At 37.6% G+C, this 25,968-nt stretch carries 22 protein-coding genes and 1 pseudogene; 2 read left to right on the top strand and 21 right to left on the bottom strand.

Translation table 11 applies throughout. The features are described from left to right. Nucleotides 1-89 precede the first annotated feature (89 nt). The 8 genes from treR to KS419_RS14165 all read right to left on the bottom strand — a co-directional run bounded on the left by treR (nt 90) and on the right by KS419_RS14165 (nt 9,001). A complete protein-coding gene (gene treR / locus KS419_RS14200; RefSeq protein ID WP_217067054.1) occupies nt 90-800 on the bottom strand; it encodes a trehalose operon repressor in 711 nt (236 codons plus the stop codon). A gap of 9 nt (nt 801-809) precedes the next feature. Continuing rightward, nucleotides 810-2,492 (bottom strand): alpha,alpha-phosphotrehalase, encoded by a 1,683-nt coding sequence (treC, locus tag KS419_RS14195; RefSeq protein ID WP_217067053.1) that lies wholly within the window; start codon nt 2,490-2,492, stop codon nt 810-812. A gap of 259 nt (nt 2,493-2,751) precedes the next feature. Beyond that, the gene (locus KS419_RS14190; RefSeq protein WP_217067052.1) at nt 2,752-4,356 is read right to left on the bottom strand and encodes a Na/Pi cotransporter family protein; all 1,605 of its coding nucleotides are present in this window, start codon (nt 4,354-4,356) and stop codon (nt 2,752-2,754) included. Between the two features lie 13 nt (nt 4,357-4,369). Then, entirely contained in the window at nt 4,370-5,002 is a 633-nt protein-coding gene (locus KS419_RS14185) for a phosphate signaling complex PhoU family protein (protein WP_217067051.1), read from the bottom strand. Between the two features lie 177 nt (nt 5,003-5,179). Beyond that, nucleotides 5,180-5,866 carry a YesL family protein gene (locus tag KS419_RS14180; RefSeq protein WP_217067050.1) on the bottom strand — a complete coding sequence of 229 codons (687 nt, stop codon included), beginning with the start codon at nt 5,864-5,866 and terminating at the stop codon, nt 5,180-5,182. A gap of 71 nt (nt 5,867-5,937) precedes the next feature. Then, nucleotides 5,938-6,774, bottom strand: coding sequence for a carbohydrate ABC transporter permease (locus KS419_RS14175; RefSeq protein WP_217067049.1), 837 nt, complete (start codon nt 6,772-6,774; stop codon nt 5,938-5,940). Then, on the bottom strand, nt 6,774-7,646 hold the full coding sequence (locus KS419_RS14170) for a carbohydrate ABC transporter permease (protein WP_217067048.1): 873 nt from the start codon (nt 7,644-7,646) through the stop codon (nt 6,774-6,776). The genes KS419_RS14175 and KS419_RS14170 overlap by 1 nt, the downstream gene beginning before the upstream one ends. 113 nt (nt 7,647-7,759) lie before the next feature. Further along, complete coding sequence (locus KS419_RS14165) at nt 7,760-9,001, bottom strand: sugar ABC transporter substrate-binding protein (RefSeq protein ID WP_217067047.1); 1,242 nt, start codon at nt 8,999-9,001, stop codon at nt 7,760-7,762. 741 nt (nt 9,002-9,742) lie between these two features. Here KS419_RS14165 and katG point away from each other — a divergent pair. Continuing rightward, entirely contained in the window at nt 9,743-11,959 is a 2,217-nt protein-coding gene (katG, locus tag KS419_RS14160; RefSeq protein WP_217067046.1) for a catalase/peroxidase HPI, read from the top strand. A 513-nt stretch (nt 11,960-12,472) separates the two neighbouring features. Here katG and KS419_RS14155 read toward each other — a convergent pair. The 13 genes and pseudogenes from KS419_RS14155 to KS419_RS14105 form a co-directional block, all read right to left on the bottom strand. Beyond that, a complete protein-coding gene (locus KS419_RS14155) occupies nt 12,473-12,868 on the bottom strand; it encodes a hypothetical protein (RefSeq protein ID WP_217067045.1) in 396 nt (131 codons plus the stop codon). A gap of 727 nt (nt 12,869-13,595) precedes the next feature. Then, entirely contained in the window at nt 13,596-14,384 is a 789-nt protein-coding gene (locus KS419_RS14150) for a M23 family metallopeptidase (RefSeq protein ID WP_343215067.1), read from the bottom strand. Nucleotides 14,385-14,419: 35 nt separating this feature from the next. Then, a complete protein-coding gene (locus tag KS419_RS14145) occupies nt 14,420-15,055 on the bottom strand; it encodes a TetR/AcrR family transcriptional regulator (protein ID WP_217067044.1) in 636 nt (211 codons plus the stop codon). A 786-nt stretch (nt 15,056-15,841) separates the two neighbouring features. Beyond that, nucleotides 15,842-16,169: pseudogene (locus KS419_RS25650) on the bottom strand (hypothetical protein); the annotation flags it as partial. Between the two features lie 10 nt (nt 16,170-16,179). After that, nucleotides 16,180-17,187 (bottom strand): DUF3231 family protein, encoded by a 1,008-nt coding sequence (locus tag KS419_RS14140; protein ID WP_217067043.1) that lies wholly within the window; start codon nt 17,185-17,187, stop codon nt 16,180-16,182. A gap of 504 nt (nt 17,188-17,691) precedes the next feature. Further along, nucleotides 17,692-18,630, bottom strand: a complete 939-nt coding sequence (locus KS419_RS14135) for a bifunctional helix-turn-helix transcriptional regulator/GNAT family N-acetyltransferase (protein ID WP_217067042.1) — start codon at nt 18,628-18,630, stop codon at nt 17,692-17,694. A 350-nt stretch (nt 18,631-18,980) separates the two neighbouring features. Continuing rightward, the gene (locus tag KS419_RS25530; protein ID WP_343215066.1) at nt 18,981-19,541 is read right to left on the bottom strand and encodes an RNA polymerase sigma factor; all 561 of its coding nucleotides are present in this window, start codon (nt 19,539-19,541) and stop codon (nt 18,981-18,983) included. Further along, a complete protein-coding gene (locus tag KS419_RS25525; RefSeq protein WP_343215065.1) occupies nt 19,520-19,750 on the bottom strand; it encodes an RNA polymerase sigma factor in 231 nt (76 codons plus the stop codon). Before KS419_RS25525 ends, KS419_RS25530 begins: the two co-directional genes overlap by 22 nt. A gap of 516 nt (nt 19,751-20,266) precedes the next feature. Further along, nucleotides 20,267-20,578, bottom strand: a complete 312-nt coding sequence (locus KS419_RS14125; protein WP_217067041.1) for a type II toxin-antitoxin system RelE/ParE family toxin — start codon at nt 20,576-20,578, stop codon at nt 20,267-20,269. Beyond that, nucleotides 20,575-20,853 (bottom strand): type II toxin-antitoxin system Phd/YefM family antitoxin, encoded by a 279-nt coding sequence (locus KS419_RS14120; RefSeq protein WP_217067040.1) that lies wholly within the window; start codon nt 20,851-20,853, stop codon nt 20,575-20,577. Before KS419_RS14120 ends, KS419_RS14125 begins: the two co-directional genes overlap by 4 nt. A gap of 258 nt (nt 20,854-21,111) precedes the next feature. Then, nucleotides 21,112-22,476, bottom strand: coding sequence for a 23S rRNA (uracil(1939)-C(5))-methyltransferase RlmD (gene rlmD, locus KS419_RS14115; RefSeq protein ID WP_281419812.1), 1,365 nt, complete (start codon nt 22,474-22,476; stop codon nt 21,112-21,114). A gap of 487 nt (nt 22,477-22,963) precedes the next feature. Next, nucleotides 22,964-24,256: a hypothetical protein gene (locus KS419_RS14110; RefSeq protein WP_217067038.1), complete on the bottom strand. Its 1,293-nt coding sequence runs from the start codon at nt 24,254-24,256 to the stop codon at nt 22,964-22,966. A 74-nt stretch (nt 24,257-24,330) separates the two neighbouring features. Further along, the gene (locus KS419_RS14105) at nt 24,331-25,203 is read right to left on the bottom strand and encodes a DNA-3-methyladenine glycosylase family protein (RefSeq protein ID WP_217067037.1); all 873 of its coding nucleotides are present in this window, start codon (nt 25,201-25,203) and stop codon (nt 24,331-24,333) included. 125 nt (nt 25,204-25,328) lie between these two features. On the opposite strand from KS419_RS14105, the gene KS419_RS14100 reads away from it, so the two are divergent. Next, nucleotides 25,329-25,694 (top strand): GAF domain-containing protein, encoded by a 366-nt coding sequence (locus tag KS419_RS14100; protein WP_217067036.1) that lies wholly within the window; start codon nt 25,329-25,331, stop codon nt 25,692-25,694. The last annotated feature ends 274 nt before the right edge of the window (nt 25,695-25,968 follow it).

Raw genomic sequence — 25,968 nt, 5'->3', positions numbered from 1 at the left:
TTTATTGTTCAGCGGACTTCAACACTATTTTTAGTATAAGGTGTAGAGATTCAGAGATTCTCCTATTGAAACCTTATGATCTAGAACAATCAATGTCTTCTAGCAAAATCTACAAAACGAAACTTATCTGGCCGATGTCGGGATTCTGTATACTGAAATAAGCTTGTATCTTCTAAATAAACATGACTTTTGACCACAACAATACTGGAATAACCTTCTAAATCCAAGAGATTCCTATCCTCCATTGTTGCTTCTTCCACAGTAATTTCCTTTTTAGCAAAACTAATTACAAGCCCAAGTTCTAATTCAATAAATTCATAAATTGAATTCTGCGCTACTTTTACTGTTACACCTGGAATTAAGTTCTCATTTAGGTAATCTTTATCTAGAATCACTTTTTCATCATCTATTTTCCTGACACGGATAACTTCCCAGACTTTTTCAGACTGTTCAAGTTTTAATTGCTTTTTAATGAAATCAGAAGGGACCTGAAGGCCCAACTTCACTAATTCGGTCCTTGTCCGCTGCCCCATTTTTGCCGCTAATTCTTTAAAGCTAACTAACCCTGAAATGGGGAATTCATATTTATTGACATCAAGAACGATTGAGCCCTTTCCTTGTATCTTTTGTATATATCCATGTTCCGACAGGAGTTTTAATGCCTTCCGGATCGTTTCTCTCGTGACTTGATATTGCTCTGATAGATCGTTTTCAGAAGGTAATTTCGCATTTGCTCTGAGTGTTCCATTTTGAATTAGGAGAACTATTTCATTGTATATCTTTTCATACTTACTAGTCATCAAGCCCACCTACCTTTCCACAAAGTAATAGACAACCGATTCATATGGTCTTAACAAGAAGGACGTTGTTGAAGTATTTGGATTATCATAATTAGAAAGTAAAACTTCCCTTTCCTTATTAATAAACGCTTTTGGAATTTCAAAACTAACTTCATCGGCATAAAAATTATTGACAACAAGTAGAACTTCATTATTATACCTTCTAATATAAGTAAATAGCTGTTTATGATTATAATAAATCAGCTCGAAATCTCCATAAGTAATTATATCGTATTTTTTACGAAGCTTTATTAATTTTTGGTAATGATAAAAAACAGAATTTTTATCGTTTAAAGCCGACTTGGCATTGATCGTGGGATAGTTATCTGAAATATCAATCCACGGTGTTCCTGTCGTGAACCCTGCGTTTATTGTATCATCCCACTGCACTGGCGTTCGTGAGTTATCACGGGACTTTCGTTTAATAATATCCATAATATCTTTTTCTGAAACCCCTTGCTTTTTCATGATCTCATAGTAATTAAAGGTTTCTACATCTCGATACTGGGAAATAGAATCAAACTTGGGGTCCGTCATTCCAAATTCTTCTCCTTGATAAATATAAGGAGTTCCTTGCATCATATGAATGAGAGTTGCTAGCATCTTTGCAGATTCTTGGTGATACTTTCCATCATTTCCGTATCGGGTAACAACACGTGGTTGATCATGATTACACCAGAATAATGCATTCCATCCGCCACCTTTATACATCTCCACTTGCCATTTAGAAAGGATATCTTTCAAGGCTTGGAAGTCAACCGCCCCTATGGCCCACTTTTCTCCATTTGGATAATCCACTTTCAGGTGATGAAATGTGAAGATCATACTCAACTCATTCCGGTCAGGATTAGTGTATTTTATACAATGATCAATGGTTGTTGACGACATCTCACCCACGGTCACGGCATGATATTTGGAAAAAATTTTTTCGTTCATCTCCTGCATGTATTCATGTATTCTTGGTCCATCGGTATAAAATTTACGACCATCTCCAGGAGGAACCCTTCCATCATCATTAGGAAAGTTTTGGTCTTTGGATATGAGGTTAATGACATCTAACCGGAAACCATCCACCCCCTTATCAAACCAAAATTCCATCATTTCATAAACCCGCTCACGAACCTCTTCCTTTTCCCAATTCAAATCTGCTTGCGTAACATCAAATAAATGAAGATAGTATTGACCAGTTTTATCATCAAACTCCCAAGCAGAACCTCCAAACTTTGAAATCCAGTTTGTAGGCTCTTCCCCATCTACAGGATCCTTCCAAATATAGAAGTCACGATACGGGTTATCCTTAGACTTTGAGGCCTCTTGGAACCACGGATGTTCTGTGGAAGTATGGTTTACTACAATATCCATGATAACTTTAATATCACGTTTGTGGGACTCCTCTAGAAGTCTGTCAAAATCCTCCATTGTTCCATATTCTTCATGAACAGAATAGTAATCTCTTATATCATACCCATTATCCCTTTGCGGCGAGGAATATATTGGTGTTAACCAAATCACATCAATACCTAGTGTTTTTAAGTAATCAAGCCTATTAATAATCCCCTGAAGGTCACCTGAACCAGTACCTGTTGTATCATTAAAACTCTTGGGATATATTTGGTAGACCACAGCCTTTCTCCACCATTCTTCTTTTTTCATTCCAATTCAACTCCGAACATTTATTCTAGGGTAAATGTATACTACCCTTTGTTGTAACTAACCAGGGCGAAGTTAATCCATCTATTTTATTATATAAATTTGTATATACAAGTTACTTTGGTGTTTTTAATATAATCTGTATATACAAATTTGTCAATAGTAGGTGGGGTTTATCAGATATAGGGAATAAGGATAAAATGACCCCAGTAATTAACATGAAGTATCACTCATTTCCTCATTCAAACCCACATAATAATTTTTAAATCAATCCAATTGTGGTGTGGGAAATACTGACGGTTCGCTGATTGATTTTTAGTAATTCATTGATTATTCTGATATAAGTGGAGCTTAATCTGCTGCTTTCACTGTCACTGTTATGAAAATGCTCGTACCTTAGTTTTTTTTCAATTCTAAGCACGCCTGGGCTTTGTTGGATCATCTTGATAGCCATCTCCTTATCTTCTCCTTCAAAACCTTTGATTGCCTCGATATAGTTGATTCGAACCTCCTTGTAAAAATTGGTTATTCCCGATAATTCCTTATCATTGAGTTTAATATTTCTTTCATCTAACTTCATTAGCGTGTACGTAATCTGCTGCAACGAGTCTGCTATTTCTTCTAAATCACTATTTATATAAAGATATTTTAAACTTTCCACAGACTCATCATCAGAGATATCCTTTTTTGTAATTTTTTGCAGATAATGATAAATGCTTTTATATAAAACATCAATTTTACTTTCGTTTTTAATGATTGTATCGTGCTTGCTTGAATCCTTGTTTCTAAGCAAACGATCTATTCCTATAAACATATTGTCATCTATGATCTTTGCCATTCTCTCCAGCTCTTTTTTAGTCTTCATTAAAGCTACTGTAGGTACTTCAAGACTTTCCGGATCAATATACTTAACTTCCTTAATTGTTTCCTTTTTTTCGGGAATAAGCTTGAGCATCCAGTCAGCAAATTTATTACAGAACGGTAGTAGAATTAGAAGATTGACAATATTGAAGATGGAATGGGCATTGGCAATCTGTCTCTCAATATCACTTCCGATAGACTCCATAAAAACGGCAAAATATTCTGTGAGTGGAAGGAATATCAGCACACCAATTAGCTTAAAAAAAGCATGAGCAACAGCCGTTCTCTTTGCATCCTTTGTGGTATTTATACTAGAGATCAATGCTGTTACTACTGTCCCCGCATTTGCTCCATAGACAATAGCAATGGCTGTTTCAAGCTGCAGTGTTCCACTCGCCCCCAAAGACATTGCAAGAGCAATGGTTGCAGCACTATTTTGAATAATTGCTGTAAACAATAAAGAAGCTAGCACCATCAGAATGAGATGATCGGATAAATAAACAAAGGCATTCATAAATTCTGGATTCGTCTGAAGGGGAGCCATTGCATCCGTAATGATCCCCATTCCAAAGAATACAAACCCAAACCCTAAGAATATACTGGCTATTGACTTCACTTTTGTACTACTTCCGATAATAAAAAGGAAGGAACCGATGGCAATAAAGAGGAGGGAATAATCCGTCATTTTAAATGCAATTAACTGAACCGTAATAGTCGTTCCAATTGCGGTACCAAGCATTACGCCCATTGCCTGCCTCAATGTCATAAGTCCTGCATTGACAAACCCGACAACCATAACCGTTGCAGCACTGGAGGATTGCATGACTGCAGCAAGTACAACTCCTGCAAATGCACCAAACAATTGATTTGTTGTTACTTTTTTTAAGAACTCTTTTAAATGTTTTGATGAGGACTTTTTTAATCCCTCACTGGCTATATACATCCCATAAAGAAAAATCCCCAAACCACCTAACATCCCCATTGCAGTGTGCAAGAATATATTCATGTAGGTAACTCCTTTAATAAATCATTTTCTTCACTAATCTGCTGAAATTAACCACATGATCCGCACTTCTTTCCATATATCTGTTGATAAGATACAGATTAGCCAATTCGGCTACACTTATCGAATTCCTTTGCATTTCCCTAATAATCTTTCTTTGGAGTTGTTCATAGAAATGATCTACCGTGTCATCAAGTCTTTCTATCCTTGAGGCACTCTCTAAATTTTTATTCTCTAAAGCTTCCATACAATCACAGATCATTCTACCGACAAAGTCACTCATTTCTGTCATTTCTTTCTGAAATGAACCTCTGTTACTTATCCCATCTCCTAGCTCCAAAATATTCACGGCATAATCCCCTACCCTTTCCAGTTCTCTAGACATTCTAAGCATAGCGGTCAATGCTTCCAGTTCGTTGGGAAGTGGTGGTTGCATCATGATTAACTGCAGGACAGAATGCTCTGTATTTGAGTCCATTTTATCGACCTTTTGGTCCAATTGATAAATGTCATTCACGAATTTTCCGGTTTTAGAAAAAACAGATGTAGCCGCTATCAACCATTCTTGTTGCACTAATTCTCCCATTTCCAGTAAATTCTTTTCAATTACTTGTATTTCACTAATAAAGGTCATGAATTTATTATTCAAGTGGAACCCCCCTTTTTTATTAGAAAAACTTGGCTTATGCCAAGTCAAAAGAACTGGTTTTCACTATCCAGTTTTCCAAAGCGATTCGATTTAGGAAAACTGGTGGACAAAACGAGCTTATTAGAAAACTAGTGAAAGTACTAATTTCAGAAGGAAAAGATTGGAATATATTACTACTTACCTTGTAATGTTACTTTCTACTTTTAAGATAAATCGGTAGAACACATAAAACGATAAATAAGATGAAATGGAAAAAGAAAAAAGAAAAAAGACAAATAGAAATCGAAAACTGATGTAATAGATACTAATATGGATTATCAATATTAAAAACAGCATGAATGGTTTTCCAAGTGTCAGTAGGAACGCATTTCTCAATGTACTTTTTATATTCAAATGATAGTGGGCGTTCAGACAAAAATAGACGATGGTAAAAGCATATAAAAGGGTACCGAAAAATAATAATAACACTCCGAGAAAGACATGGACGGCTTGGAGAAAAAATAGGTCAAATACCCAGACAAACCAAATAAATGCTAATATAAAGCCTGCCATCACGCTCTTTTTATAGTTAGTTCTAAAATACTTGAAATATTCTTTCCCCAGATAGCCTATATAATCTTGGGTGATCCAGTCTCGGACAGTCGCAAACAGCGCTGACGTGCTTGGAAATAACAAAAATGGAGAAAGAATGAATAGGGGGATCGCATAAGCAATCATTGTTTTTCCTTCCGGCGCCAATACAATGAATAATGCAAGTAAAATGAGCGGACTGTTAATAAATACCCACAAGAGGTTCATTATGGCAAAACGCATGATCCACTCTGCTCCTGTGTAAAATAAACCTACAAATCCTGAGTAATGCATGGACATCCCCCTTTCATTAGAATTGTGAAGGCCGGATTTGTATTCTCTCCAACTTTCAGCTAATTTCCATTCTATTTAATCGCCCCTTCTCCAATCCCTTTTATGATATGCTTTTGGGCAAAAAGATAAAAAATAACAATAGGAATTAATGTTAATGTTAAGCCAGCCATAGCAAGATTCCATTGAATGGTAAATTGACCAAAAAAGTAAAATGTAGTCAACGGGATAGTCCTTAATCCCGGGCTTGTAAGTACTAAGGAAGGCAAGAGAAAGTCATTCCAGATCTGGATGACGTTCAATATAATTACGGTAACGGTAATTGGCTTTAACATTGGCAATACGATTTTCCAGAAAAGCATAAACTTCGAACACCCGTCAATCGTCGCCGCTTCTTCTAATGATTTAGGAATCGTTGTAATAAATCCATGATATAGAAAAATAGAAAGGGCAGAGTTAAAGCCAATATGCATGAAGATTAAACCACCATGTGTGTTTAACATAGGAATATTGGTTAAACGCATAATTTGATCCATAAATTGAATGAGTGGCATCATTATTGTCTGGAAAGGAATAAGCATTGTTGCTATAAAACTCATAAAAATGATTTTACTCAGCTTATTATTGGTTCTTGCTAACATCCACGCCGTCATGGAAGAAAGAATAACAAGGAAAAATATGGATACCGCTGTTACAACCAGAGAATTTCCAAATGCACTAATAAAGTTCATACGTTCCATTGCTTGAAGGTAATATTGGAAACTATAACTGCTTGGAAGTGCTAGAACACTCTCATACAATTCACCACGGTCCTTAAAGGAGTTTGCAAATACGATATAAATAGGAGATAAAAATAAGAGAGCAAATATGAGAACTACTATTTCTTTTAAAAGCTTATTTGCTTTTTTCATTACATTTCTACCTCCCTCTTCTTAGTGATATATACTTGTGTAAGTGTTACAGCTGCTACCATTAAGAAGAAGACAACCGCTTTCGCCTGTCCATAGCCATAGTTGTACCTTCCAAATATTTCATTATAAATATGAAGTGCAAACAATTCTGTGGAGCCTGCAGGCCCACCTTCTGTCAACGCCAAGTTCACATCATAAATTTTAAATCCGAAAGAAAGAGTTAGAAAGAGACAGATTGTAAACGATGGCATAAGGAGTGGTAGAGTGATGTTTTTCAAACGTTGCCATGCACTTGCTCCATCGATTTTTGCAGCCTCTAACGTTTCTCCTGGTATTCCTTGAATACCAGCAATATAAATAACCATCATATAACCTGCCATTTGCCAGGAAAAAACAATAACCATTGCATATAAGGCAAGACTAGAATCAAGAAGCCAGTTACGAAAGATAGCTTGAAAGCCTGTATTTTCGCCTATTAACCTAAAGGCATCCGAAAAAATAAATTGCCATATATAACCCAAAATTAATCCGCCAATCAGGTTTGGCATAAAAAACATGGTCCGTGCGGGATTTACCATTTTTAACTTAGATGTCACCAGCAAGGCAAAACCTAAACCTAATAAATTTACAGATATAACGGCAATAAATGTAAACTTAATTGTAAGGATTGCAGAATTGATAAATTGTTGATCACTGATTAATCTTAGATAGTTATCCAGTCCTACAAATGTCATTGGATTCGTTCGAATCCCATCCCACTCAAAGAAGGAGTAGTAAATACCTACAATAAAGGGAATAAGAACGACAATGCTAAATATGGTAACCAGCGGGCCAGTGAAGATGGAGTAGACAACCCTATTCTTCTTTTTCACTGCACTCACCTCTCTCTTTATTTCACCTAATTTACAAGAACCACCTTAACCCCCATGAAAGAGAAAGAGATTAAGGTGATTCCATTAAGATCTTTCTATAAATGTTGTCCTACTTATCTTGACTGCCATGCTGCATCTAACTTTTCAATCAATTGATCCCCTGTAATATCATCATCCATAAAGAATTCTTCCGTTGGAGGTAACAGGACACCTCGTACTGAATCAGCGGGATAATAGATGTGCGACCAAGGAATAACTTTACCGTTGTTTGAAGCATCAAGAACAGCCTGTGACAATGGATCTAAATCATTTGCTTCTATATTAGTTAAGGCAGGAATAAACTCGAACTCTTCCACGATATAACGGTGACCTGTTTCACTCGTAAACATCCATTCTAAAAAGTCATTTGCCGCTTGAATTTCCGCATCATCTTTATCATTATTAATTGCCCAACTGCTGGCTACACCAACAGCAAGACTATCATTACTCATGATTGGAAATGGCATCATACCAATCTCAAAATCTACGTCATAGTCATCAAACATTGGAGCTGCCCAATTTCCCTGATGAATAATTGCTGTGCTACCAGTAGCAAAGTCACCAATTTGCTGATCATAAGATACTTCTAATGGGTTTGGTGCAAACTCTCTTATCGCTTCCATAAACCTACCAAACTCCAAGAATTCTTCTGTTTCAGCCATGCTCACTTCACCATTATTTAACTGCTGAACAAACTCATAATTATTTTCTTGAAGGGAAAACGGATAGTTACTTAAGTGTCCGATGATAAAGAATGAATTGCTCGCTAAACTAATCGGATTAACACCTTCTTGATCTAATCTTTCTAGTGTAGCAACAAAGGAATCTAAGTCTGTCATGTCCTCTGGACTAACCAAATCTTTATTGTAAACGAGACCAAATCCTTCAAGTCCGTATGGCACCCCGTAAACATTACCTTCATATTCCAGTGCCATCCCATCTGCAATATGCTGAATATAGGATTCATTACTCATATCGTATACATAACTATGAATTCTTTCCAATTCCGTAAATTGCTGAATACTAAAAATAGTTGGCCCTTGATTACTGTTCAGGCGAACCTGAAGTTGCTGAAAATAATCGGATCCCGTTGTTCCCCAAACCTCCACTTCGACACCTGTCTCTGCTGTATACTCTGCTGCTAATTTTTCAAATTGTTCGGATATTTCCACCTTGTCTTGGAAAATAGTAATTTTATCGGCAGAGTCTGAACTGTCATCTGATCCATTTTGTGATTCTTCACTTCCACACGCACTTACTGCAAAAACAATTGAGCACAAGGCAATTCCTTTTAATAATCGTTTTACTGCTTTCATCTTGTTACCCCCTAATAATAGATTTGCTTTTCCCTCTCCATAAAAAGAAAACCCTTTCATTTATGTCACAAAAAATGTGGAGTTATCCTTTTTAGAGTGTTTAGACTCCTTGTAGACTTAACTTGTATATACAAGCTTCTAACTGTTCTAATAGTAGCATAGCCCACGAGAATAAATCAAGAACTATTTTATTTTTTGTATATACAAGTTTGAGCGATGTTTTTATACAGTCATGTCATGCGTTTTTTCGCAATTACTTTCCATTATTGAATGTGTTCGGCGATTATCTAAGGTTACTATAGTAAAAATTACTTGGAATTGAATTGAATCCGAGACTCGAGGAAAACGGCAAGAAACAATGAAAGATAAATCACTTCTACAATTATCATTTATCCACATGTTCTTGAGAATGATTTCGACAATTTACGATAAAAAAATAGCTACTATCATTCCCCTTTCTTATGTATACAATCGCATTAAAAAATTGAACATTCTATGACACTTTACTAATTTTGCCCTATTATTGTTACTCTTTTTTGGTAATATAAAACTATGTTTCAAGCATAGTGGACCTCTTGCTAAAATAAATTAAGTCTAAGAGTCTATATTACTTTCAATTTGAATAACTGTTTATTATAATGATTACATAATAATAATTATTTATTATTTTCTAGTTTGTAAGATTCTTACAACTAGATTCATAATTATTTAATATCTTTTTCAAAGAAAGGGAGAATGACAATGGACAACAAAACTAATGATAACGTAGCCGGCTGCCCATTTCATGGCGGCGCTACTAGTCACAGTTCTAGTGGTACTTCAAACCGAGACTGGTGGCCAAACGCATTAAACCTGAATATTTTACATCAGCATGATCGTAAAACAAACCCGATGGATGAAGACTTTGAATACACAGAAGAATTCAAAAAGCTGGACTATGCTTCGCTAAAAGAAGACCTTCGTAACCTAATGACAGACAGCCAGGATTGGTGGCCTGCTGACTACGGTCATTATGGACCATTCTTTATCCGTATGTCTTGGCACGCCGCAGGTACATATCGTACTGGTGATGGTCGTGGAGGTGGTGGAACAGGTAATCAGCGTTTCGCTCCACTCAACAGCTGGCCTGACAATGCTAGTCTGGATAAAGCACGTCGACTCCTCTGGCCGATTAAGCAAAAATATGGTAACAAAATCTCTTGGGCAGACTTACTTGTTATGGCAGGGAACGTTGCCATTGAAGATATGGGAGGACCAATTATCGGCTTTGGTGCAGGACGCGCCGATGTTTGGCATCCTGAAGAAGACGTATATTGGGGAAAAGAAACGGAATGGCTAGGTGATAACCGTTATTCGGGAGATCGTGACCTTGAAAATCCACTTGCAGCTGTTCAGATGGGACTTATTTACGTAAACCCAGAAGGACCGAATGGCAAACCAGATCCTGTTGCAAGCGGCCGTGACATCCGTGAAACTTTTGCCCGTATGGGAATGAACGATGAAGAAACAGTAGCACTTATCGCTGGTGGACATACGTTTGGTAAAGCACATGGTGCTGGAGATGCTGCTCATGTTGGACCAGAGCCAGAGGCTGCTGGAATTGAAGCGCAAGGCTTAGGTTGGCATAGCTCTTACGGTAGCGGAAAAGGGCGTGACACCATTACGAGTGGTATTGAAGGAGCTTGGACGGCTAATCCAACACAGTGGGATAATGGGTACTTTGATTTATTGTTTGGATATGAATGGTGGCTTACGAAGAGCCCAGCAGGTGCATGGCAATGGCAAATTGTTGATCCTGCAGAAGAGCACTTAGCACCAGATGCAGAAGACCCGTCTGTTAAAGTTAATACAATGATGACAACTGCAGATATGGCATTACGTCATGATCCAGAATATGAAAAAATTGCCCGCCGTTTCCATCAGAACCCAGAGGAGTTTGCAGATGCATTCGGCCGCGCTTGGTTTAAACTACTACACCGTGACATGGGTCCAAAAGCTAGATATCTAGGCCCAGAAGTACCAGAAGAAGACTTCATCTGGCAAGATCCTGTACCGGCTGGTAATTATGATTTAACTGATGCGGATGTGGCAGCTCTTAAAGGAAAAATTCTAGATTCAGGATTAACAGTAAGCGAGCTCGTAACAACTGCATGGGCTTCCGCTAGTACTTATCGCGGATCCGATCATCGTGGTGGTGCAAACGGAGCACGAATCCGTCTAACTCCACAAAAAGACTGGGAAGTAAATCAGCCTGAACAACTTGCAAAAGTCCTAAATATATTTGAAGGTATTCAAAATGACTTCGAAAAGGAAGTAAGCCTCGCAGATGTAATTGTACTTGCTGGTAGTGCAGCAATAGAAAAAGCTGCAAAAGATGCAGGATTTGATATAACGGTTCCTTTCGCTCCTGGTCGTGGAGATGCAACAGAAGAGCAAACTGACGCTGATGGCTTTGATGTGCTAGAGCCAATTGCTGATGGATTCCGTAACTATCAAAAGAAACAGTACAGCGTAAGTCCGGAAGAGCTTCTCATTGATAAAGCACAACTACTTGGTCTAACAGCTCCGGAAATGACGGCACTTATCGGTGGTATGCGCGTACTTGGTACAAACCACAGCGGAACACAGCATGGTGTATTCACAGATCGTGTAGGCGCACTCACAAACGACTTCTTTGTTAACTTGCTTGATATGGGTATTGAGTGGAAGCCGGTGGGAGCAAATGAATACGTAGGTCGTGACCGTAATACCGGTGAAGTAGTACGTACAGCAACGAGAGTGGACCTCGTCTTTGGATCCAACTCCGTACTCCGTGCCCTTGCAGAAGTATATGCTCAAGACGATAATAAAGAAAAGTTCGTACGGGATTTTGTAGCGGCTTGGGTGAAAGTAATGAATGCTGACCGCTTTGACCTTGAAAAACAAGATCTTAAGAAAGCACAATTAGCAGGTAAATAGTTTCATAGAGAAACCGCCGTCAGTTCATTGACGACGGTTTTTATTTAAAGATATGAAAGTTTTTGCACCTTCGGGCATTGTCTAGCTCCACTGCCCTACGCTCGTGACCAAAGGCGCTTGCGCTTTTCTTATTGTCTAGCTCCAGCGCCTACTCGCTGCGGGGCACTTCGGAAGTGACAACCGAAGTCAAAGAGCGGACTTCAGGTTGTCATTCCTCCACTGCCCTACGCTCGTGACCAAGGCGCTTGCGCTTTTCTTATTCTCCACTATTTTTGTAACCTTTTTACTTTCTATTTCGTCTGAATATCGAGTTTTTCTAAAGAGGTGGGGAACTTTTGTCAGGCTACAGCAAAAATCAGTTGGAAGAGATTCACAAATTATATAGTGATTCTGTTTTTTAGTACATATGTATATGACCGATGATTACCAAGAAGCGGAAGACTTAGCTCATGAGACCTTTCTACGAGCCTATTATGGAATCGAAACTATTTATGTAAATTGGAACTCAAAAGACTATACTCTATATGATTTTATTTCCTTTACCTTTCCAGACTTTGAAGTGGTACTAAACATATATACATCGCAAAAATCAATTTTAGATCCATTTTCTAGCGAAATCACTCCATTTATTGAAGCGAATTTCCCGTGAGTTATTACTTGGTAAATTTCCAGACAGTCAACGATATCTTTACTTTCATTCAGCAAACTAGTAATGAATGAGCAATGACCTTCTATTTTTATATTTTCTCGTAACTGATACCAGATGATTGAATCATGTACATATTCCTTAATTATTTCATTCGGCTGATTTAAAATAGCTACTGTAAACTCAATTACTATTTGTTTCCTCGGAGCATTGTCACATCCTTTTGGAATGATTAGCTTCATTTCATTTCGTGAACTACTCACGTAAATCAGACTCCTTCTCTAGATTCTTAAGTGAAAAATAACGAATCAAATAAACCACTCACACCTATCCCAAAATCAACGTTGATGCTATATTGTTAAATACTCTAAAACCAATTACTGTCATTATGAAAAAATCAATCATGTAATCCCTTTCCATCCTTTGAATTCATTTTACTGTTTGTCAACAAGAAACACCTCTCTTCCATTTTTTAAGAGAACCATAAAGTTTATGATAGTTTCATAAACTAAATCCTGAATGATCCATCTCTTTGTATAGGGATATAGAAATAAAGCTGATAGGACACCGGAAATCTTTTACCGACTTTGGCTACCTTCGATTCCCTTACTATCTCCACCACACACTCCACCTGTCTGGAGAGGACAGAATTGATGTTTTTTTAGAACCGTCCGTTCGTGGTAAAATGTCGACTGAAGTTAGTTAATCATTCAGTTCGTGCGATTATATCAATCGTCTCTCACCACTTTAAAAGCATCTTAAAATACAACTGATGCTAACACTGCTATAAATATCACCCTCAACAGGATTTGAATAGTGATATAAGCTAACCGTTCCGTCGCTTTTGGAATAAGTGCCTAAACCTGAAAAAAAACAATACCACAAAGGGAAATCCAAGTACTATACTGATTCGTGCCGGTATATGGTTTTATCCATATAAAGCAGCTTGTATCATCCATAAAATTAACATCTCTCCTGTATTTATCCAGGTTAGTAACCAAACCTTATCCTATCTTTATCTGTGGGAATACCATTAACTACTATTTGCCACTCACCATCTTGGAACACTTCATATTGTTCAAAAGCACAAGGTAATCCGTTTGCAATAGATATATCACTGTTATCCATAAGCTGAAAATGCAAATGTGGAGCAAAAGAATTACCTGAATGGCCGACTTTACCAATAACTTCACCTTTTTTTACACCTTGACCGACTGAAACCTGGATAGATCCTGTTTGAAGATGGACTAAGGCAGCATATACGCTGTCGCCACATTCCATAATGATGTAGTTGCCAGCAACTGATTGTACGTCGTCTTTTTTCGGATCGAAATAACGGGCATTTTTATAGGCTTTAGACATATCTGTAAGTAAATTCGTTCGGGCTAGTTCTTCATAACCATCCTTTGCTTGGACAACGACCCCGTCGCAAGGTGCATATACATCTTGCCCCCAACAGTAATAATCACTTAAGGAAACCCCGAAAAGAAGATATTTCGGCAAACTAACTCGATAGGCTGGCCAACCCGTTCTTTCCCAATCCACCTGTATAAAGTCATAAGCATATCTTGTTCCAAACCGGTCTGTTCCGTGGCTTGGAATTTTTGTCCCTGGTGTGTTAGGAGAGAGCCATTCTCCCCTCAAAGGAAACTCTACTATTATTGACTCGCGCGCTTCAATCATCTCAATACTCCCATCCATCGATTCTTTACCTACATTATTCAACATAACAAGTGCTATAAAGACAAGTGCTATTACGACACTAATACGCGCAGACACACCATTCCACATTGAAACTCACATTCCCAAATCCCTTATTCATTGCTTGACGTATAGAAAATTTTCCTTAGTTCGTCAAAGTATTCATCAAGTGTTAAAACGATACGTTCATAATCCATATTTGAAGCTTCCGAATTTCTAATATCATCTAATATTTCATTAGTAAAACCTACATTCGCCCAAAAGATAATTTGTTTGCACTTTTCAATATCCAATCCTGCTCTAAATTTAGACTCATCTATCATGTCAAACATTTCAGTACCACATGAAAATTGCTTATTGCTATCTCTTTCCTCAAGTTCTTTGTTTAACTCACCGGAGTTTGTTACGAAAGATAGCTTGTTAAACTCAAAAATCCACGGGTGTTGCTTTATCAATTCAATTTGAAGAAGATACGATTGACGTAGCCTATCAAAAATATCTTTTTCAGTAAAATCCATTTTCATAAAATATTCTTTATTAAGAATTTTGCTGAAGTAGTCATATATATACAGAAAAAGATCCTGTTTATTATTTACATAATGAAACATCAGAGCTTTAGAAATCCCAGCTTCTTTTGCAATTATATTCGTGGATGCCTTGTCAAAACCTTTTAATGCAAATTCTTTTAAGGCGGCATTTAGGATAGCGTTTCGCCTTAAAGGTTCTAAATCCCATAATTTTATAGGCATATTCAATACTCCCTTGAAGATCTGACGAAATATTTACCTACTAGGTCAATATCATCATACTTACATTTACCTATCAGGTCAATAATTTTAATCCTTAATTGGCTATACTTTTTGGTGTTTTCTGTATTCACCTGCGTTGAAAAGAGGTCGTAGACAGAAAGGTGTAGTGGTGTTTACCTTCTCCTGTAGAATAGTATCCGTTGTACTGCGAAGCAAAGGAAGCATCTTAAAATCATTCCTTCTTCAACTAAAGCTCTCTTAGTTGAAAAACAGAAGTAACATTTTAGTGTTTTCTATAGTTAATTGTTAGTAAAATAGAATAAATGATAAAACCTACCGCAAGACCGGGAACTAAAGAGAGCATTGGTAGAAATACTGGACCAAATACGACACCCATTATTTTTAGATTTGTTGAAAAAATCAACCCAATTGTTATAACAAAAGCGCAAGCGCCTATGGTCACGAGCGTAGGGCAGTGGAGGAATGACAACCTGAAGTCCGCTCTTTGACTTCAGTTGTCACTTCCGAAGTGCCCCGCAGCGTATATGTTGAAACTGAAAAAGTTTAAAACCACTTTTTCAGTTCCTTTTATCTGTATGGCAATGGCTGCGCTCGTCGCTCGCCTGATAGGCGAAAACCACTCCTATCAGGCTTTTAAAGATTGCGACGGCTACGCTCATTGCTTAGGGACTGTAAAAGTGGAAAAGCACCACTTTTTCAGTTCCCATGCGAGTAGGCGGTGGAGCTAGACAAGCCCGAAGGTGCAAAAACTTATACTTTCCTTTTAAAAAATGCACCAAATACAAAGGGGAGATACGTATATGGATTGATTTCTCCTTCTGCATCCCTATATGCATCCCACATGGCAAACATATACAAACAAGGATAGAACATAAGCCATTGAAAATTTGTAACATCAATGGCTTGTTGTATTTCTCCTGTAAATGAATATATAATCGTTAAGTTGAAGTTACTTAGTACATTCACAAGAAATTCTAAAAAAAATGAATATACTCCCTTTAAATAACCTTCTATTTAGGAACTGACCGAAACCAGGTAATGCTATGCTCCATAGTAAAGCCTCATGTTTTTTAGGTTTCTTATAACTGTTCACCCAATATCACTCAATTCATCTTTTGTTTACGGTCCTCCATTTGAGGTGGCTCTTCCATCCAACCATTTTTAATCATGATTTTCCCACCCTTATGAGCATATTCAAAAATATCTTTAATAAAAATTGTATTTTTTGCGGGCAAGTCATTTCGTAAACTAAAAGCAGTTCCGAGAGAATTGCTTCCCATAGAAAAACTACAAAAAAGACTTGTGCAATACATCATTAACTTATCGGAAAATGGTGCTGCTGTTGAACGAGTTGGATTCCCTCCTGGAGTTTGAGGAATTGAAAGGTTTGATTGAATCATAACTTCACTCAATTCTTTTATAATGCCTTTGGCAAGCTCTGCACCCTCATTAAAGTATTTTTTTACCTCACCATCATTTGCACATTGACCAAATCCTAAAATCAATTGTAAACCTGTAAGGTTGGATTCAATAGCTTTATGAACGTGAGAGACCTCTACTGTATTCAATGTTCTTTTTTGGCTAAATGGATTGAGAGCTACTCCACGTAAATAACTGTTATCTTTAACAAATTCAACTGATTTTGGCATCGAAACGTAAGGTGTTCTAACAAGTAACCCCTTTTCAAGCAAATATTGAGAGCAAATCCTGAAATACTTTTGTGTCAGAGCAGTGAGGTCTTCAAAAAGCATATTTATATCTTCTCGAAACGTCATTGTTAAATTTAATGAATGTAATCCCATACTGATTTCTTTTAAAAGGCGTACAAACATAATGTCAAAGCCATTATCATATAGCTTTGGGACATCCTTATTTACATCTTGTGCTGTATATCCAACTGGTATAACAGCACCCTCCTCTTCATATATCTGAACTATTTTACCAACATACATTTCAAGTTCTTCATACAAATTAGACATAATATCCTTAGCCTTTTCATCATCTGCTTTCGCTATAAAATACTCTAACATTCGTAAAATCATAGTTTTTTCTTGATATGTAAGCCATAACGTTCCTAATTCTGATGATGTAATTGATGGTTTTTCTGGCACAATTAACCCTCCCTAAAATAATTATTTTTAGGTTGCGTAAGTTATGGCAAATTTATGTAAGTGCTACTCTTGTTGAAGAATAATCTTCCTCGTTAACTTTTTCACAATGTCATCTTAAAAGAAATTCCTTGTTGCACAGTATTATGAAATTGCTCAGTATCAAGACTGGGAAAACGGGGACAGTTCGTGGTCTGCCACAAAAACCTATACTCCAACGCATATCACTAGTTCTGCGTAAAAGTTAGACCTGAACCTGGAAGGACTTTGACAGAATCGGCTTTTTGGCTTCCTATGCTCCTGCGATTACTCGTCGCAAGGCAGCAAGGATGTAGCTCAAGTAGTAGCCTGCCTGAAGTGATCCGAGCCCGTAGGCGATGGAGCTAGACAATGTCCGAAGGTGCAAAAACTTATGCTTTCTTACCTTTTAAAAATGCCGCATTTGCGCACTTTTTTAATCTTTCACCTTGTTCATGCATCATTTTGGCTATTTGCTCCATACATCCCTTAGTTTTCATGTTTGTAATCGCTTAATATATCCAATGCCCAATGTTCTTCTACTACTCTTTTCCCCCACAATACTTGTTCCTCTTTTTCCTCAATAATATGAAAACCGAATTTTGTGTATAAGTTTCTTGCTGCTATTTGTTCATTGACTGTAATAAGAACGATTTGTTCATACTTTTGTCTAATACAATAATCGATAAGCAATTGTAACAGCTTATAACCGACACCCTTCCCTTGTATAGTCGATTCAACAAAAAACCACCGTAGCTGAGTCTTTTTTCTATCAACCTTGACTAAACCAATACAACCTGCAAATTCCCCGTTCATTTCTGCTGTCCAAACTTTTTCAATTTCACCATCAAATGTTTGATGTAGGTAATTAATAAAAGATGCATCAAATCCAACTTGTTTCGTGTAATAGTCTTCTTGCTTTTTCTTCATAAGCTCGATATCTCTTAGAGAGTAGTCTTCTCGAATAATAATATCTTGGCTCTTTTTTATCTCTGAATTTGATAAAACCGATTTAATAGTATTCATTGAGTACACAAGTGTTTTTTGATTATCTTCATCTAAACTTTCTAAAAGTAATTTGATTTGTTCATTAGATTTAGCTTCTAATTCTTGATAAGTTTGTATTCCAGCATCTGAGAGGTGAAGCAATTGATTACGGCTATCCTCCTTACACCTTTCCCTGTAGATTAGTTTTTGTTTTTCTAACTTGTTAATTATTCTGCTGATATACCCTCGATCAAGATTCAATTCTTCTTGCAATAACCTAGCTGTACAATAGTTTCGACTATATATCTCAAACATTACCCTTACTTCCGATAATGAAAATGGACTTTCAAAAACCGCGTTATTTAATAAACCAAGTATATTTGTATAGAAACGATTGAAACTTCTAACCTCTTCAATATGTGTAGAAATTGGTTTTAACATTTGGATAACCCCTTAATTTATATGTTGTATCCAAATTATACCTGAAAACAGTTGCTTTAGGCAACTGTTTTCAGGTGTCTTGTACCGAATAAAACTATGTTCTCAACTGCGGATAACTATTTTCTGTCGAAACTTTATATGTATAATTTTCCAAAAAAAGTTGTAGCCCTAGCTTAAAACCTCCAAGAATTATAAAAACCTCTATGAACTAATGTGGAATTTCGAAATAATGTAACCGACTACGCATTAAAGTTAAGTGATTTAATCAGTCCATTAATAAACGGAGCTGCCACTTTGACAACTCCGTGTTTCACTCTCGCTCCCGTTAGTTCAAGATAATCTCCATTTTTCTACTCTTTGTTGGGAGATTGTATTTTGCGATCCGGAACATATTGACGTAGTGTCTCTATCGAGTCATCTATTTTATGTTCATCTGGGAATTTCACAAGATAATGTGATAATTCTTCTTCAAGAACTTCATATTCTTTTTCATCAATAATATCGTCCAACTCATCGAAGTCGGTTTTGTTTGTTTTGTTTGTTTTGTTTGTTTTGTTGGCTCTGTTGACTTTGTTCAACCTCATCCCCCCTCTTAATAAAAGTTTTAATTTATCGATACCTTGCTTGAGCCTCGATTTCACGGTAGATTCCTTCGCTTCCGTCAGCTCTGCAATCTGCCTTATCTTTAGGCCTTGGTAAAACTTTAGTATAATTGCTTCACGTTGAAAGTCTGGCAACTGGTCCACCGCTACCTTTACTTTGACGCTTTCTAGCTTTTTACTCAGCAGATCCTCTACATTCACTCGTTCATCCTTTAACTGGTGATCTAACTCGTTCAATTCATCCTTTCGTCTATAAGCACTGCTCCTGTAATAATCACGGCAGTGGTTCACCGCAATTTTAGAAGCCAATTCTGAAATTTACCTTGTCCATTGTAGCTTGCAATAGACTTCATCATTTTGATAAATATTTCTTGGGTCATATCATAAGCTAAGTGATAATCCCCAACCTTTCGATATGTAAAGCCAAATATATTTTTATAGTGTTTTTTAACTAGCACTTCCATTGCTGCCTGACTTCCGCTCTTTATTTCTTCTATTAATGATTCATCTGATTGCATGTTTCTCACCACCTCTACTAATATTAACGAAATTAATTTCAAAAGGATTTAAAAAAGGAATATAAATTTTTTCAAAGGCTGCATATAACGACATAAAGTGAAAGGCTCTGTCATCTTTTCAACCATTATCCAGAAATAACATGTAACATTTCATATTGCGCAAAGATTAGATTCACATAACTAAAATAATCCCCCGAACCATTAGTCCGAGGGAAAATATTTATTTAAAGTGACCAAAGCTACATACTGCCACCAAGCTATTTCAACTCTATCAACGCCACACACTCAACGTTCGTTCACCATATAACTATGATACTATTAAAAAAAGTATATTTAGATTAGAATCTTTTAGTGATACTAGTCCCCGTGGGGCAACCCTTAATCCTACCACTTATTACTTCTCTTATCGCACTATTGATCGTGGGACATTGAATATTATCTTTTCTTTATAATAGGTAGCTAGATTTCTCTCCGTTATAATTCGGATTACTAGTGTCCTTACTTTCATTTGATGAATTATATTAAGTTGTGATACTCTCTTCTACCATCAACGATAGCATATATAATAACAGTCTTATCTGACTCATTTATCTTATAAAAGACAAGATGCCTTTCAACAATTACTACTCTATATCCCTGCTTTTTTAAAATCGAATATCTGGGTATACATCCTGACTCAGGAAACTCCTGAAGACTATTAATTGCAGTTTCTATTCTTTCCAGATACCCAAGTGCAATATTAACATCACTGGAATCATCTGCAATATAAAATATGATGTCACGGAGTTGTTCCTCTGCCTTATCCGTTCGTAATATTTTATACCTCATCCCTTATTCCTTTCGAGTAAAGATGCACGAAGATCATCAATTGAATTCTGCATAGGTGCGACTCGCCCATTTTTCACATCGTCCTCAGCTTCTGCAAGTGTTCGAAGTAGTTCCAGCTCTGATTTCATCTGATAGTAATCCTGCAATCCAAGAACTGCTGTATCACCTCGTCCATTCACGGTAATAATAACTGCATCTCTTGACTCTTTGCACTGCTTAGAGATTTCATTATAATTATTTCTTAAATCTGCTGATGGTCTGATTGCTGATCCCATAGTATCACCTCTTTCTGTTACTTCTTCATAGTCAGAACATATCATAATATGACTATTTACTCAATAATCTATTCATACATGCCTCTATTTCTCTTCAAAAAACGGCGTATGTCACAAAACCTATACACCAACGCATGACACTAGTTCGGTGTAAAAGTTAGACTACCTAAATCAAAATCCCCTCAAACACCAAGTCTGAGGGAACATAAAACACAATTCGATATTCACTTAAAAACCATTAAAGCTTTTGATATCAGCCTATTTCTTCTCTATCCTCACCACACACTCAACCTGTGCTGTCTGTGGAAACATGTCCACTGGCTGCAGGGATTTCAATCTGTAGCCACCGTTTGTTAAGTCATTTACATTCTTAGCTAAAGTAGATGGATTGCACGATACGTAAACGATCCTATTTGGCTTCACTCGCAACAATGTTTCTATAAACGATTGGTCTAAGCCTGTTCTTGGTGGATCGACCACAACCACATCGGGATGCCAGCCTTCTTTTTCCCACTTAGGGAGCCATGTCTCGGCTTTCCCGGTAACATATAATGCGTTCTTCACACCATGTGCCTCTGCATTTCTCTTTGCATCTTGGATAGACTCTTCGATAACATCCATACCTCGAAGTTCAGCAGCTCCGTCCGCGAGCCAAAGGCCGATAGTTCCAACACCACAGTATGCATCCACCACTTTTTCCTTTCCAGTAAGACTAGCGGCATCTTTTGCTTCATCGTACAATTTTTTCGTCTGCACGGGATTCAACTGAAAGAAAGCCCGTGGAGATAAATTAAATCTGAAGGAACTCATCGTCTCTTCGATTTTTTCTTTCCCAAATAAGGTGTAGGTCTCATCCCCAAAAATCAACGATGTTTTTTTCGGATTAACATTCTGAACAATGGATGTAACATCCGGTAGTCGACGGCGAATCTCCTCAATCAATAATTCCACTCTTGGAATTTCCTTTTTCGCAGTTACGAGAACTAGCTGATATTCTCCCGTTTCAAAGCCCACTCTAGTGACAATTGTTCGTAGTACTCCCGTTCTTTTTCGTTCATTAAAAGCTGGGATCTTCAAATCATCTGCAAGTTGTTTTACCACCCCTGTTACTTTATTTGTTTGGGGGTGTTGTACAATACAATCCTTTAAATCGATGAGCCTATGACTGTTTGAACTATATAGCCCAGCAATGGTTTTCCCTTGATGATGCCCCACTTGCATTTGGCTTTTATTTCGGTATTTCCACGGTTCCTCCATGCCAATAGTATCTTTAAAGTCCAGTTTTTCCAAATTTATTTTCGTATAGCGTTCGAATGCCTGCCTTACAATATCCTTTTTCTCCCGAAGCTGTGCACCATAGGTCATATGCTGCAACTGACAGCCGCCGCATTCTTCATAAATCGGGCATGGCGGGGCAACCCTATCTGGAGACTTTTGTCGCAGTTTGACGATACGACCCTCGGCAAATTTCCCTCTCACCTTCGTTACTTCACATACAATCTCTTCTCCTGGAATAGCACCTGGGACAAAAACAACCTGCCGCTTAAAAAAACCAACTCCTTCTCCGTCTATTCCCATTCGTTTAATGGTTAACGGGAACCGTTGACCCTCCTTTATTTTCAGTTCCGTTTTCGCACCATATGAAGTGTCTTTCCCATTCTTTCTCTTCTCCGAAGCCTTCTTTACTGATGCCGTCCTTTTAGGAGGTTCACCTTCGTTTCCTTGTTTTTTCCCCTTTTCCCTTTGTTGTTTCACATTTCCCACCTCAAACTATATGAATTCCTTCCGTGTGTATCTGTCTGTATTGCCTTTATTGTAGATGATCCATACAACTTCAGCAAATTAAGACATCAACCTGCTATGCTCCTTTATTTGTCTTACAATCCCATTCAAATATAATTAGAAAAGCAAAAGCGCCTAGGATCACGAGCGTAGGGCAGTGGAGGAATGACAACAGAAGTCCGCTCTTTGACTTCAGTTGTCACTTCCGAAGTGCCCCGCAGCGAGTAGGCGCTGGAGCTAGACAATGCCCGAAGGTACTTATAAATTCTTACCTTTTAAGAATAAACGGGCTCCATCAGTGGAAGCCCATCCTCAATCCATTGTTATTTTAATATACTCCGTTCTTACTATCTTCTTCAATCACTTGTAATCCCAGTGTAAAATGATCAAAGAGTATTTCCTTTACTAACGTAATCTGATCCTTTTTACAATGGATCATCAGCATAACTTCTCCGCCTTCCCCTTTTTTTCGTTTCCACTTAAATGCCTTTTTCCGAACAAGAAGGTCGATTAAAAAGCCTAATCCCCAACCAAAAAAAACACCTATTAACCCCCAGGTAACCGGTCCACCTGGGAGGACAAATCCATAGATAACACCAAAGAGGGAAAAAACTGTTCCAAAGGCAAACGTCACATCCATGAGGGAAAATCCAGAACCGCGAATAATTTCACTATTTTTCTTTGGTTTCTTTTTTTCCGTAAGGGGAACGGCAAATATGTCTTCTTTAGGAAGACCATGATTTTCCAATTCCTTGATTGCCAATTCCAAATACACCGTATGATCAAATGATGCCACAACGTTCATCTTATCATCTCTTTCTGTAAGAATAGGACAAATTTGTTTAAATCCCATATCTTGGTACTCTTTCATCAAAAAGTAGCTTTGTTGTTTTGCCATAAGTTTGTTATAACTATCACACTGCAAGTAAGCATCATATGGGGCAAAGCAATACATGGATGGTAAAAATATTATCCACTGCACATTCACCACTTCCAAAGCCTTGTCAAAATTCCCCAAAAACGTATAATGAATAGCCGGTAATGTATTTGAAAAAATAAGAACTACCATAAACCAAACTAATATATAGAAACCTGATGGGAGCCTGTTTACATATAAGTGGCCTAACCCTGGTGTAATTAGTGACCAGAATATGGCCAACCAATTTTTCCGCTTATCTAGAAAATTATTTTCCAAAGCTGAGAATGAAATGGGATTAATCTCTGAGGACGTCCAATTCTTATCAGCTAAAATGGCATATTTATTAATATCTATTGTCGTTCTTCTACTATCCCATATACTATAAAGATAAACAGGAACATAAAGGAGGATCCAGTGAATATTCAGTACTTCCACTGCTTCTTCAATACGACCAGTGAATGTATACATGATTGCAGTATTTAACTTGGAATTTACATTTACAACGAATTCCCAAAAAATTAGTAGGAAGCCTTTTACGTACTTGGATAACATCACATGTCCATAGCCTGGAATAGCAGCTGCCCACCACATGACCACTGTTGGATGTCGAAGCTGAGCAATACTCGTATTTGTAGAGGATACAATCCCCTTCTTGTAACGTATATTCTTATTTGCAGTATCTTCTCTAACCATCCATCTCACTCAGTTCACCGTTTTTTATTAGAGTGAGCTAACTGGAAATTAATTATCCATTAGTAATAATTTCTTTTTCCACATTAATCCGTCTCTAAAGACTCCCACAAGTAAAGGGAAGCGTATGTACGATAGGGCTTCCACATCTCTGACCAATGATGCATCTCCTCTAGCGTAGGTTTACGGTCCATCTGAAAAAAATGCTTTAAGCCGTTTTGGATTCCTATATCCTGGACTGGAAAAAGGTCGAGACGTCCTAAGCCGAACATGAGGAAACACTCTGCCGTCCAGCGTCCTACACCACGAATAGCTGTCAGTTGTTTTACAACATCCTCATTAGCCACATCCTTTAAACTGTGCAAATCCAATAATCCATCTTTGATTAACCTGGAAGTGTCAATTACATATTCACTCTTCCTTTGACTGAATTGAAGTTCACGAAGGTCCTCTACCTTTAAGTTACTGATTACATCAGGTTCCGGGTAAAACCATGCGCCATCTTTTTCCATACCAAACTTCTTTACAAAACGTTCTGTCAGGCGGTAAGCAAAGGTCAGATTTAATTGCTGATGAATAATCGTCTTCATTAAGGAGCCGTATAAATTAAAGTCACATACAAAAGGAGTTCCTCGGTAATTGTCAAAAAGAGGTTCAAGTTCAGTTCCTTTAAAATGGTCATTAATCTTCTGCAATGGAGTATCCCAGTGAAAAATATCCGTCAACCTCTCTAAAAGTAAATCCCAATCCAGTCTCCCCTCTGAAACAGACACTTGAAAACATGGGAATTCAAAAGATCCTGTTTGTTTAACCTCCACAGCAGCCATTGTCTCCCCGATTTGGATAGGAATCTTGACACTTTGTTTTTTCAAATCTATATCATTCAGAGGATCGATGGTAAGACGTTTTAACGCTTGGAAAAAATTATATGGACCTTGAATCACTACTTGTTCAACCATACGTACACCACCTTTCTTGCCTCAAATGTTATCACAAATGCCGTGCTTCCTTAAGTTGGCAGCACCATAATGCCCAATCCTCTGTTAGAATATACTTGCGAAACTGTTTAAAGGGAGAGATTAATTTGTCTATACCAACAGATGTAGCTTCATTGCAAATTATGGCTGAAGTATTTAAGAAGAAAAACTTGCACCAAATCCTTGAGAAAACGGTACATAGTCTAGTGGAACAAGTGCCGTATATTGACTGGGTCGGCATTTACTTTTACGAGAACGAATCAGAAGTTCGTCTCATGGCCGCTTCCAATGAAGAAGATGATTTGCAGTGGGAATCTAACGGAGAACTTAAATTTCCTATTACATCATCCGATAATGAAAGTTTAGGAATTATGATTGTTCGCACCCGTGAAGCGATTGCTTTCGATGTTACTGATGTTAGTACGTTAGAAACCATTGCATCAGCAATTGGTGAATTGACTTTCGCTAACTAATAAGAAAAGCGCAAGCGCCTATGATCACGAACGTAGGGCAGTGGAGGAATGACAACAGAAGTCCGATCTTTGACTTCGGTTGTCATTTCCGAAGTGCCCCGTAGCGAGTAGGCGCTGGAGCTAGACAACTTGCCCGAAGGTGCAAAAACTTATACTTTCTTACCTTTTAAGAAAAGCGTAAGCGCCTATGGTCACGAGCGTAGGGCAGTGCCTCTTCCTCTACAAGCATCGCTCTGAAGAGTATCCGTCCATCGGGCAAAGCGCCACGTCCTGT

The sequence above is a fragment of the Evansella tamaricis genome, assembly GCF_019042215.1.
Taxonomy (GTDB): Bacteria; Bacillota; Bacilli; order Bacillales; family Salisediminibacteriaceae; genus Evansella; species Evansella tamaricis.
This window is presented reverse-complemented; position numbering and strand designations above follow the sequence as displayed.